This window comes from Bradyrhizobium hereditatis (assembly GCF_020329435.1).
Lineage (GTDB): Bacteria > Pseudomonadota > Alphaproteobacteria > Rhizobiales > Xanthobacteraceae > Bradyrhizobium > Bradyrhizobium hereditatis.
The window spans coordinates 101,732-112,506 of the sequence record NZ_JAGKJK010000019.1; the positions used below are offsets into that span (position 1 = coordinate 101,732).

General features: G+C 59.2%; 9 protein-coding genes. 8 read left to right on the forward strand and 1 reads right to left on the reverse strand.

What is annotated here, in order from left to right:
• Position 1: 1 nt before the first annotated feature.
• Positions 2-706: an ABC transporter ATP-binding protein gene (locus J6524_RS31685; protein WP_225677819.1), complete on the reverse strand. Its 705-nt coding sequence runs from the start codon at positions 704-706 to the stop codon at positions 2-4.
• Between the two features lie 188 nt (positions 707-894).
• Here J6524_RS31685 and J6524_RS31690 point away from each other — a divergent pair, with 188 nt between their 5' ends.
• From J6524_RS31690 to J6524_RS31725, 8 genes are all read left to right on the forward strand, one after another.
• Complete coding sequence (locus tag J6524_RS31690; RefSeq protein ID WP_225677820.1) at positions 895-3,285, forward strand: TonB-dependent receptor domain-containing protein; 2,391 nt, start codon at positions 895-897, stop codon at positions 3,283-3,285.
• A complete protein-coding gene (locus tag J6524_RS31695; protein WP_225677821.1) occupies positions 3,285-4,727 on the forward strand; it encodes a PepSY domain-containing protein in 1,443 nt (480 codons plus the stop codon). Before J6524_RS31690 ends, J6524_RS31695 begins: the two co-directional genes overlap by 1 nt.
• Before the next feature lie 137 nt (positions 4,728-4,864).
• Positions 4,865-6,046: a CobW family GTP-binding protein gene (locus J6524_RS31700; protein ID WP_225677822.1), complete on the forward strand. Its 1,182-nt coding sequence runs from the start codon at positions 4,865-4,867 to the stop codon at positions 6,044-6,046.
• A 54-nt stretch (positions 6,047-6,100) separates the two neighbouring features.
• Positions 6,101-7,081 carry a CobW family GTP-binding protein gene (locus tag J6524_RS31705; RefSeq protein WP_225677823.1) on the forward strand — a complete coding sequence of 327 codons (981 nt, stop codon included), beginning with the start codon at positions 6,101-6,103 and terminating at the stop codon, positions 7,079-7,081.
• Between the two features lie 103 nt (positions 7,082-7,184).
• Entirely contained in the window at positions 7,185-7,472 is a 288-nt protein-coding gene (locus tag J6524_RS31710; RefSeq protein WP_225677824.1) for a nitrate reductase, read from the forward strand.
• A 962-nt stretch (positions 7,473-8,434) separates the two neighbouring features.
• On the forward strand, positions 8,435-9,010 hold the full coding sequence (locus tag J6524_RS31715; protein WP_225677825.1) for an STN domain-containing protein: 576 nt from the start codon (positions 8,435-8,437) through the stop codon (positions 9,008-9,010).
• A complete protein-coding gene (locus tag J6524_RS31720) occupies positions 8,985-9,569 on the forward strand; it encodes an RNA polymerase sigma factor (protein WP_225677826.1) in 585 nt (194 codons plus the stop codon). The genes J6524_RS31715 and J6524_RS31720 overlap by 26 nt, the downstream gene beginning before the upstream one ends.
• Positions 9,570-9,643: 74 nt before the next feature.
• Positions 9,644-10,609: a FecR family protein gene (locus J6524_RS31725; protein ID WP_225677827.1), complete on the forward strand. Its 966-nt coding sequence runs from the start codon at positions 9,644-9,646 to the stop codon at positions 10,607-10,609.
• Positions 10,610-10,775 lie beyond the last annotated feature (166 nt).

The following is a 10,775-nucleotide window of genomic DNA, read 5'->3' on the forward strand; positions in this document are numbered from 1 at the left end:
GTCAACTCCTCATGTGCTTGAGGTACAGCGCTTCAAGATCGGCATGGCTGACCTCCTCGCTCCTGAGCTCTTCCACCAGCCGCCCTTGCTTCATGATGCCGATGCGGGTCCCGGTCTGCTTCGCGTGGAAGAGATCGTGCGTTGTCGTCAAGACGGTCACGCCGTCGTTGCTGGCCTTGACCAGAAGCTCTGAGAACTCGTTGGCCGCGGACGGGTCAAGTCCTGAGGTGGGCTCGTCGAGCAAGAGAGCTTTGGCATTCTTGGCCAGCGCGATGGCAATTCCCACCTTCTGACGCATGCCTTTCGAGTAGGTCGCGACCCTGTTATCGGCTGCTTGACGCGGGAGACCTGCCGCCTCGAGCAGTTCAAGCAACCGCTGCCGCGGCAAATGCTCTCCGATTGCGAGTGAAGAGAAGAATGCCAGGTTTTCCAGGCCAGAGAGCACGCCATAGAGCGTGACCTGTTCGGGGATATATGCAAGGAGCCGCTTCGTCTCCAGCGGCTGACGCACGACGTCGAGCTTGCCGATTTGCAGGCTGCCGGATGTCGGCTGGAGAAAATTCAGGAACAGATTGACCAGCGTCGTCTTGCCCGCGCCGTTCGCTCCCAAGAGGCAATAGATCTCGCCAGGCAGGACGCTGAGCGAGACGTTATCCAGAGCACGCTTGGCGCCAAACTGCTTCGTCACTTCAATCGCATCGAGCATGGATCTCGTGCACCTCCACTGGCTATGTCGTGCGGCACGCCAGCGATAGAGAGTAGTGAATTCGACTGTTCACGCTCTGCGGTCGCATGACGAAGCCTCGTTGGTTGCCTTGACGTATGTAACGTTATAACATTACATGGCCCTTGTGAAGCCTTGACGTGAGTACGAGGCGGTTCTCGGGGGCAAGCGTGCGTTACTGGTTGTGTTCGGTTTCTCTATCAACCCTTTTGATAGCGGCAGGCGTGCTGCCTTTTGGCTTGGCTGAAGCGCAAGCTCAGACGCCTTCGTCGTCACCCAACCAGCCGGCGAGCTCGTTGCCGCCTATAACGGTTGACGCGCCGCAGCGGCGACCAACGGCGAGAGTGCCGACGCTGTCGAATTCGCAGAGAGGCCGTGTCTCCCGGACAAACAGAAATCCGCGACCCTCAACCATCGCCGAGGCTTCATCGCAGTCGCAAGGGCAGCAGCAGACGCCGGCGACGCCGCTCAACACCAATGTCGTTGCGCTCAGTGCGAGCCGGCTGGGGCTGACCCCGCGGGAGATTCCCGCAACCGTCGAGGTCGTCGGAGCGGAAACAATCCGGGAGCGGGGCTACCACACCACGATCGACACGGTGAACGGCGCAACCGGCGTGACCGCCAGCGACGCGCCGAACGACGTGTCGTTCTCCATGCGCGGTTTCCAGGGCGACCAGGTCAACGTGACCTACAATGGCGTCAATATCGGCCCGACGGGCTTCACGGCGCTGACCATGGAGACGTTCAACCTCGATCGGGTCGAATTTCTCAAGGGGCCATCTTCACTGATGTCAGGGCAGGGCGCGGTCGGCGGCGCCATCAACTACGTTACCAAGGCACCTTACACCGGACCGATCAGGAATGAAGCGTTCGTCGGTTTCGACTCGTTCGGCAGTGTTCGCACCGGCGTTGGCTCAGGAGGAAGCACCAACATCCAGGGCCTCGACTACCGGTTCGACATCAGCCGATCGGTGCAGAACGGCTTCATTGATGACACCGACACAAAGAATCTGCACGTATCTGGACAACTGGATTATCGCCTCACGAACGCGTTCAAGGTTTTCGTCGCGACCGAATACAAGGACTACAATGCGCGGGTCTATGAAGGCACGCCGCTCGTCCCGGTCGCTTTTAGCGGTCCTTTCGCGACCACGGGCATCGTGTCCGGAACGAAAGTCTCCGATTATAACGGCACCAACCTCGGTGCCGTCACAATCGACAGCCGGACGCTAACGACGAACTACAACGTGCTCGACAATCACAAGACCATCAAGGAGTCATGGATACGCGGGGGCTTCGAGTGGGATCTAACGAGCAACGTCACTCTGAGAAGTCAGGTCTATAACTACAATGCCAGCCGCGACTGGCACAACAATGAGGTCAGCGCCTTTAACAGCGCCACCAATCTGGTTGATCGTGAAAGGTTCTTTGTCCACCACAATCAAAACATGGTGGGCAACAACACGGACGTAACATGGAATACTGACGTTTTCGGCATGGAAAATCGCATGGTTGCGGCGCTTGAATCTTATCACCTCGATTTCACGAGGCCAGCAGCGGCGAACTTTCCATCCGATCAGGTGACGTTGCTCGATCCCATCCGCGGCTACTATGGACTGCTGACGACGCAGCGGCAGACGGCGACGATCGATAGCGTCGCGATCAACCTCGAAGACCGGTTGAAAATCACGCAGAACTTCGCGTTGATCGGCGGTCTGCGCTACAATCCCTTCCAGCTCGATCGGACGTCAACCGACGTCAACGGCGTGAGCGGGGCTGGTTTCCCATACACCACAAGCTGGCAGCTCGTGACGGGCCGTATCGGCTACACATGGGAAGCGATTCCGGGGATGACGTTCTACAGCCAATATGCGACGGCCAGCGACCTGGCGGCAGGAAGCATCTTCCTGCTGAACCCGACGCAGCAATTGACCCTGACTTCGGCTCGCAGCTACGAAACCGGCGTCAAGAACCTGCTGTGGAACGGCCGCGCTGAATGGACCTTCTCGGCCTTCGATATCGAACGCAGCAATGTGTACTCGGCACAGGCTGGTCGAACTCTCAATATTGCCGGTAAGGTCAAGTCGCAAGGTGTGGAATTTGCTGCGGCGGCGCGGCCGACCCCAGAACTCAAGCTCTGGGGCAACGTCGCGTATGTCCATACACGCTATGCCGACTACGAGTTCACCGGTGGATCGTTCTCCGGCAATACGCCGCCGAACATACCCGCGGTCGTGGTCAACGGAGGTGCTTCCTACCGGTTTGCTAACCCGGGTTGGCTTCCCGTCGAGTTGGGTGTTTCGGTGCGTCATGTCGGCGACCGATATAGCACCGATGCCAATACGGTTAAGCTTCTCGCCTATACGACGGCGGATGCCTTCGCCTTTATCGACATTCCGAAGTCACCGACATTCCCGACCTTCGACAGCACGCGCGTCACCTTCCGGGTGCGTAACTTCACCGATGCGAAGTACGCGGCATGGAGCTCTCCATTCTATCCAGATCAGATCCTCCTGGGGGCACCGCGGACCTATGAGGTCGCGGCGTCCTTCAAATTCTGATGGTAGTTCGCCCGTTGCGGGTCCTGGTCCTTATCCATCGCTGGCTGAGCGTCCCGCTGTGCCTGCTGTTCGCGATGTGGTTTGCATCTGGTATCGTGATGCACTTTGTGCCATTTCCAGCGCTCACCGAAGCTGAGCGCTTCGGAGGATTGTCGGTCTTCGACGTTTCCAAGGTGAGGCACAGTCCAGCCGAGGCTGTCGCGGCGAGCACGCTCAAAGGCGTCACGCGGGTGCGTCTGTGGCAGCGCACTGACGGTCCCGTGTACCTGGTGTCCACCGCCTCCGGCATGAAAGCCCTGCATGCTGACGATTTGCGCGCGGCCGATGTCCGCTCCGAGCAAGTGGCAGTCGCAATCGCGTCCGAGCATGCGCGCTTGCGCGGCTTGAATCCTGCTGCGGCGACTTTCGTGGAACTGGCGGAGTATGATCAATGGACGGTCCCGAACGGCCTCGACCGACACCGACCTCTCTATCGCATTGCTCTGAATGATGTTGCGGGAACCGAGCTGTACGTCTCGTCACGCACCGGCGAGATCGTGAGAGATACGACGCGCAGTGAACGCGCATGGAACTACGTTGGAAGCGTCGCGCATTGGATCTATCCGACCGCGCTGCGCAAAGACAGGATGGCCTGGAACGTCACAGTCTGGTGGTTGTCCCTTGCCGCCGTCATCGCGGCATTGTCGGGCCTCATGGTAGGCCTGTTTCGTCTCAGGCGCGTGCGAGACCGTGTCGTATCACCCTTCCGAAAGTGGCATGCTTGGCATCACCGGCTTGGATTGGCGTGCGCTGCGTTCCTGATGACGTGGATTGTTAGCGGATGGCTATCGATGGACCATGGCCGTCTTTTTTCCACCGGCGCGCTTACCAGATCGGAAGCGGACCGGATCGCCGGGACGCCGGCATGGGTCGAACTGACCGCGACAGTGCCCGCATCGCTTTCACCGGCTACCCGTGAAATCGAGTGGTTCGCTTTCGGCGGCCGCATCCATCAACGTAATCGGACGGGAGTTGACGCGCAGCATATTTCCGTCGTCGTGCCAGCGTCTACTGCACCTGCTTTCCCGTTCCTGCAAGCCGATCGGGTCAATGCCGTCATCTCGAATGCTGTCGGTAGCTGCTCGAGCACTTCGGCGGTCGCGCCAGATGACTACTACTTCCTTGCATCTGAAGTTGCGCCGGCTCCCGTATATCGGTCTATATGCGGGGACGTTTGGTACCAAATCGATGGTGCTAGCGGCGCCAACCTGGAAAAGCTGGATGCGCAGCGTCGAACCTATCGCTGGCTCTACCGCGCGCTGCATACTTTCGATTTTCCTGCCTTGATGGCGCGCCGCAGCCTGCGGAGCGCGATGATTGTTGTTCTATGCGCGTTTGGAGCAGTGTTCAGCATCACCGGAATCGTGATCGCCTGGCGGCGACTGAGACTTGAATTTCGCTGACCGCATTCGAATTGGCCCTCCTGCCCATGCGCTGCAAAGGCAGCGACCACAATCAATCGTGATGGGCGCCCGAGACCTGTTGCGTGGCCAAATGTAACGTTATAACATTACGTATTAGGGACTTTGGTTGCGTGGCAATGAAGATAAATCAACCGATTCCGGTGACGATCCTCACGGGCTTCCTGGGCTCGGGGAAATCCACGCTGCTCAATGAACTCTTGGCGAGCGAGGCCTTTGCGGACACCGCCGTCATCATCAACGAGTTTGGCGATATATCCATCGATCATGACCTTGTTCGCTTGAACAAGCGCGAGCTGATGGTGACAACGACAGGCTGTCTCTGCTGCACAGCTGCCAGCGACATCAGATCTTCCCTGTTCGAACTTTACGACGCTATGGAGAGCAAGGCTGTCCCGTCGTTCAAGCGCGTGATCGTGGAGACGACCGGCCTTGCCGATCCCGCTCCGATCATCAATCAGATCACACCGGGCGGCCTTCCGGCGGTCGGCTATCGGGACCATGTCGTGGCACGATGCTTTCGACTGTCCGGCGTCGTCTGCGCAATCGACGTGACCATGATCGAAGAGACAATGGAGCGGCACTTCGAATGCATGAAGCAGTTGGCGTTTGCGGACAGTGTCGTGCTGACCAAGACGGATCTTGGCGCGGAAGCTCCCGCGGCTCCCGGTCTCTCCGGCCTGCTGCCGAAGATCCGGCAGATCAACGCTGCCGCGGCCATCGTGGACCGTCACGGGAGCGACTTCGATTTCGCCGCGGTCTTTGCTCCGCGTCGCTACGTTCCCTCCGAACAGGGAGGCGATGTCGAGGGGTGGTTGGCCTTAGAGGTGGCGTTGGCCCAGCAAGGGCAAACCCAAAACGGCGCCGCAGGCGCGAGCCGCCATGCGGCGGCTGGCATCAAGAGTCTGGCACTGCTCGAAAGCCGGCCCGTATCGCCGCGAAATCTCGCCACATTCATTGAACTGCTCAAGGCCGTAGGCGGTCCGCAATTGCTGCGTCTGAAGGGGCTTGTTGGGCTGGAGGACGATCCGGAGCGGCCTCTTGTCGTGCACGGGGTTCAGCATGCGATTCAACAGTACCGGCTTCCGGCCTGGCCCTCGGACGATCGTCGCACGCGAATGGTCGTCATCACTCACGGCCTTGACGAAGCGGTCGTCAAGAATCTGTTCACGGCGATAACAGGCATTTCAGCGCGCGCAAAGGCGCAATTGGTGCTGACGGTCGCGGGTCTGAGCGTTCTCGGCTTTGCGCTTGTCGCAGGGCTAATGCTGCTGCTTCACGAGCGCCACTGCCCAGTTTGAACCCCCGCCTGTGATGCAGAACGCAACGAGACCTCAACGCTGAAAGGGCCAAGCATGAACAATGTGATTTCACAAACACCGGTCACCGTCCTCACCGGGTACCTGGGCGCAGGGAAGACGACTTTGCTGAACCGTATCCTGACCGAGACCCACGGTAAGCGTTATGCGGTGATTGTGAACGAGTTTGGCGAGGTCGGAATTGACAACGATCTGATCGTCAATGCGGACGAAGAAATATTCGAAATGAACAACGGGTGCATCTGCTGCACGGTGAGAGGTGATCTCATCAGGATTCTCGAAGGACTCATGAAGCGGCGCGGCAAGTTTGACGGGATCATCGTGGAGACCACCGGGCTTGCCGATCCGGCGCCCGTAGCGCAAACCTTTCTTGTAGATGACGACGTTCGTCGCAACACGAAACTTGATGCCATCGTCACGGTCATCGACGCAAAGCACCTCCTCGGAGAGATCGACCAGGCGCACGAAGCGCAAGAGCAGATCGCATTCGCCGACGTTGTCTTGCTCAACAAGACCGATCTGGTCTCGGAGGCGGACCTTAAGCTCGTCGAGGCAAGGATTCGTTCAATTAATCCTTATACGATGATCCATCGCACCGAACGTTGCGCGCTTGATCTCGAAAAAGTCCTGGATCGGAATGCGTTCGATCTCAACAGGGTTCTTGAGTTCGAGCCTAGCTTTCTCAGTGAAGCTCACGACCATGAGCACGACAGTCACGTAAAGAGCCTGTCATTGACGACGCAGGCACCTCTCATTCCTGAGAAATTTTTGCCCTGGATGCAGGAGACCGTTCGTCAGTTCGGGACCGATATTCTGCGGCTGAAGGGGATCATCCAGTTCCAGGACGATCCTGATCGCTTTGTTATTCAGGGAGTGCACATGTTGCTCGAAGGAGACCATCAACGCCCCTGGAAACCCGATGAGCCCAGAACAAGCCGTCTGGTCTTCATCGGGCGCGACTTGCCGGAGGACGTCTTGAAGGCAGGCTTTGAGCAGTGTCAGGGCTCAAGTTACTGATTGAAGGCACGGTGATGCGCCAAGCTGCAGCACGGCAGCGGAGTTTTTCCGTTGCCATGCTGAGGCTGACAGCCCTCGACAAATCCATTCGGACGCCAAAAGCATGTCAAAGATTGCCTTACCTATGGGGCGGCGGGTCCAAAGAACCGGCTATCCTCGGGCAGTTCAGGAATTAAAGCTGCAAACGCAGAAGCTGTTGGGCTTGTCGGATGACGTGACTGTCTCGGTTAGCGAGTTGACCTGTCGAGAGCCAGGATGTCCTGATGTGGAAACCCTCGTCGCGATCTTAAGAGACGGGGAAAAACCAATAATTGCAAGAATCCACAAATCGATTCCCGACGTCACTCTCGATGAACTGAAAGAAGCGTTTGATCTGGGGCTTCGTACCTAAGCGCGCTTTCACGGACATTTCACAGGCTCGGGCAATTGCTGCAGGGCGCATTGTTGATCCGGGAGGACCCGCTCGCATCGGGGCTCCGACCGATTTGAGCAACGAAGCACGTCGCTCGAAGCGCTTGGCTCTTGGGTTCGACGCACTGCGAAGCTATGCGACAAAGCCCTATAAACCAAGGACTTCTCAAGCATCGTCGTAGCACGTCGCGTATTCAGAAATTGTAGCGGAGCGCCGGTTTTGAACTCTTAATCAGCGGGTCCCAGGTTCGAGCCCTGGTGCGCCCAGCAAGCCTTTCAGGCACCTGCGACACTGCGTATCAGAATGGGCTATTCGGTTTGATGACCGTACGTCCAAAGATCCCGTCCACTGATCGATGGTGAAATCCAGAACAGCCTGGGGTTTAGCCGTCCGGTGCGCACACAGATCTAGGCATTGCCAAAATACCCCAACTCAGTGCGATCTGTTGATGCTCAGCGAGCGTGCGCTGGCGATATCTGAGCTTGATGGCGGCATGCGCTGGCCACGCTAAGGTTGCGGCGAAGAGCAGCGAAAAGAAATTCAGTGGTTGACCAACGCCTTCTCGCATCCAAAACTTCGGCAGAGATTTGCGAAGACGGTGCTTCGTGATTCGACGCGGTCGACGGTGTGGAGCGACTGTCGTCAAACCGTAATACTGCATCATTAGCGTCCGCCGCGCCATTGGGGTGGCGATGCGGTCCGGCGGGGATTCTTTCGATCGTCAGCCAGCACATCGTCCGGCTCTGTGGGCTGGCGTTGCCGCCCTGGTCTGAAGAGAAGGGCGGCACAGATGCGTGACTGCGCCGATCATGATTGCGTATGAGCGGAGACCGCGTGACGGCGTTGCCGGTGTCGGGGCCCTGCAAATTTGGATTGCTGCCCTTGTGATAGCGGCCTCGACGCTAATCGCGTCTCTGCACCCGGTTCAGGCCGAGGCCCCGGTGGACGACGCCGAACTTTCATTTGACATCCCGGCGCAGTCGCTGGAAACGGCGCTCGAAGCGTTCGGAGAGCGAAGCCGCCTGCAAATTCTCTACGAGACAGCGTTGACGGCGGGCCGTCGTTCCAGCGAAGTCAAAGGCGCTTTCACGCGCAGCGCCGCTTTGCGCCAGCTCCTGTCGGGTACCGGACTTGAATTCGCCTACACCGGGGAGCAGGCATTTACATTGATGCCGATCCGGGCGGCACTACGCCCAAATCCGAAGATTGCGGACTACAATCGATTCCTCGGTGGCGTTCAGGCCGGTGTGCTGGCGGCCCTCTGTCGAAATCCCGAAACGCGGCCCGGCGCGTATCGTCTTGCCATGCAGTTCTGGATCGGCGAGGCGGGCCGGATCGAGGGCCCCCGCTTACTCAGTTCGACGGGCTTGAACCGGCGCGATGCCGCAGTCACAGAGACGCTCAAGCGTGTCACGTTCGGGCAGCCGCCGCCGCCCGATATGCCGCAGCCGATCACGATGGTCTTGAGTGCCCATTCAACGGACGCGCGGGATGAGTGCGGGGACATGCGGCCATGACGGTGTGTCCCTTCGCCCATTCAATCGTCACCGCACCATGAGCGGCAACGGCGACGAAACCAGTTGGGTGGCGCTCCGGCAATTGCTTGTCGAGCGTTACGACCATTTTCGGCAACGGTTGACCCGTCGGCTCGGATCTGCCGACGCTGCGCAGGAAACGCTGCACGAGCTCTATTTGCGCATGGATCGCCCGGACAGCGCCGGCGCGCTGCAGAACCCGAACACCTACATCGTTGCCAGCGCGGTCAATCTGGCGCGCGACCGCTGGCGCACGGAGCGTCGCCGCGCCGAACGCGTCGATGTCGATGCCTTCTACGCGCTGATCGACGAAAATCCCGGCCCGGATCGGGTCGTCGAGGGTCGCCTGGCGGTCGAAGCGCTCAGACGCGCGGTCGCCGAACTCACGCCGCGGCAGCGCGAAATCCTGATCGCGGTGCGCTATGAGAAGCTGACCCAGGACGAGATCGCCAAACGCCTCGGCATCTCCTCGCGCTTCGTGCGAATGGAGCTACGACATGCGCTTGAACATTGTGAAGCCCGCCTTGCGAAAGATTTTTGACAAATCAGTTCCGCTTCCGCGGCCTCATGTCGTCCATAAGGAAAAGGATATCGTCATCACCCAGTCATCGGACCATGCCCCAGCCTGACGAGCGCGACCCGGACAGAATAAACCGCGAGGCGTTGGAATGGCTATCGCGTATCAGCCTGGGCGAGGCCGCGCAGGAGGATCTCGCGGCGCTTCGGCGCTGGCGCGACACCAGCCCAGCGCATGCCGCGGCGCTCAGGCGCGCTGGCGACCTGTGGCGCGCGCTTGAAGCGCCGGTAACCGAGCTCGTGAAGAATGATGCGAGCCGCCGGAACGCTAACTTTCGCCCGAACCGCCGCGCGTTTCTCGCCGGCAGCACGGCCGCCGCTGCGGCTGCCATTGGCGTGATGATCGTCCGGCCACCTCTCGACCTTTGGCCATCATTCGCTGAATTGAGTGCCGATTACCGCACCGGAACCGGCGAACAGCGGCAAGTAACTTTGTCGGATGCGGTATCCGTTGAGTTGAATACCCGTACCAGCATTGCTGTGCGAAGCGGCGAGCAGGATCCTGGTATCGAGCTGATATCCGGCGAAACCGCCATTGCTGTCTCGCGTGCTGAGTCGAAGCCCTTCGTTGTCCTTGCAGCCGGGGGACGCACAAGCACCCATCGAGGAAGCTTCAACATCCGCCGGCACGAGACAGGCGTCGATATCGCCTGCATTGATGGTGAGGTGTCCGTCGAATATCACCAGGGCGCCACGCTCCGGGCCGGCCAGCGCATTGCCTACAGTCGCGATGGCTTGAGCGGCGTCGTTGGCGCAGACGTGGCAGCCGTCACTGCCTGGCGCGAAGGCATGTTGATTTTCCGCAACACACCGCTCTCAAGCGTCATCGACGAGGTCAATCGCTATCGCTCAGGCAGGATCGTTCTGATCGATCCTTCCTTGGGGCAGCGCCTTGTCACGGCTCGCTTCGAGATCAAACGACTGGACACCGTGATGGGCCAGATCAACCAGGTCTTCAAAGTACCAGTGAAGACGTTCCCCGGCGGCCTTGTTCTAGTCGGTTAGGCGTCGCTCCTGGTCGGCTTGGTCTCGAACCCGGGCTCCCGAGCTGGTCCGAAAAGAATTCAAAAAATGCTTCCGCTTTTGCCGGGGTCATCTCGTCCAGGGATTGGGGGATGGCTTTGTGTCGGGTGAGAACCTCACCTGTCCGGTCGTTCTCCCGCGGATCATC

Excerpts from the sequence above, each read along its gene's own strand:
- J6524_RS31685 (WP_225677819.1), bottom strand. The coding sequence starts at position 706 with ATGCTCGATGCGATTGAAGTGACGAAGCAGTTTGGCGCCAAGCGTGCT.
- J6524_RS31695 (WP_225677821.1), top strand. The coding sequence starts at position 3,285 with ATGGTAGTTCGCCCGTTGCGGGTCCTGGTCCTTATCCATCGCTGGCTG.
- J6524_RS31700 (WP_225677822.1), top strand. The coding sequence starts at position 4,865 with ATGAAGATAAATCAACCGATTCCGGTGACGATCCTCACGGGCTTCCTG.
- J6524_RS31705 (WP_225677823.1), top strand. The coding sequence starts at position 6,101 with ATGAACAATGTGATTTCACAAACACCGGTCACCGTCCTCACCGGGTAC.
- J6524_RS31710 (WP_225677824.1), top strand. The coding sequence starts at position 7,185 with ATGTCAAAGATTGCCTTACCTATGGGGCGGCGGGTCCAAAGAACCGGC.
- J6524_RS31720 (WP_225677826.1), top strand. The coding sequence starts at position 8,985 with ATGAGTGCGGGGACATGCGGCCATGACGGTGTGTCCCTTCGCCCATTC.
- J6524_RS31725 (WP_225677827.1), top strand. The coding sequence starts at position 9,644 with ATGCCCCAGCCTGACGAGCGCGACCCGGACAGAATAAACCGCGAGGCG.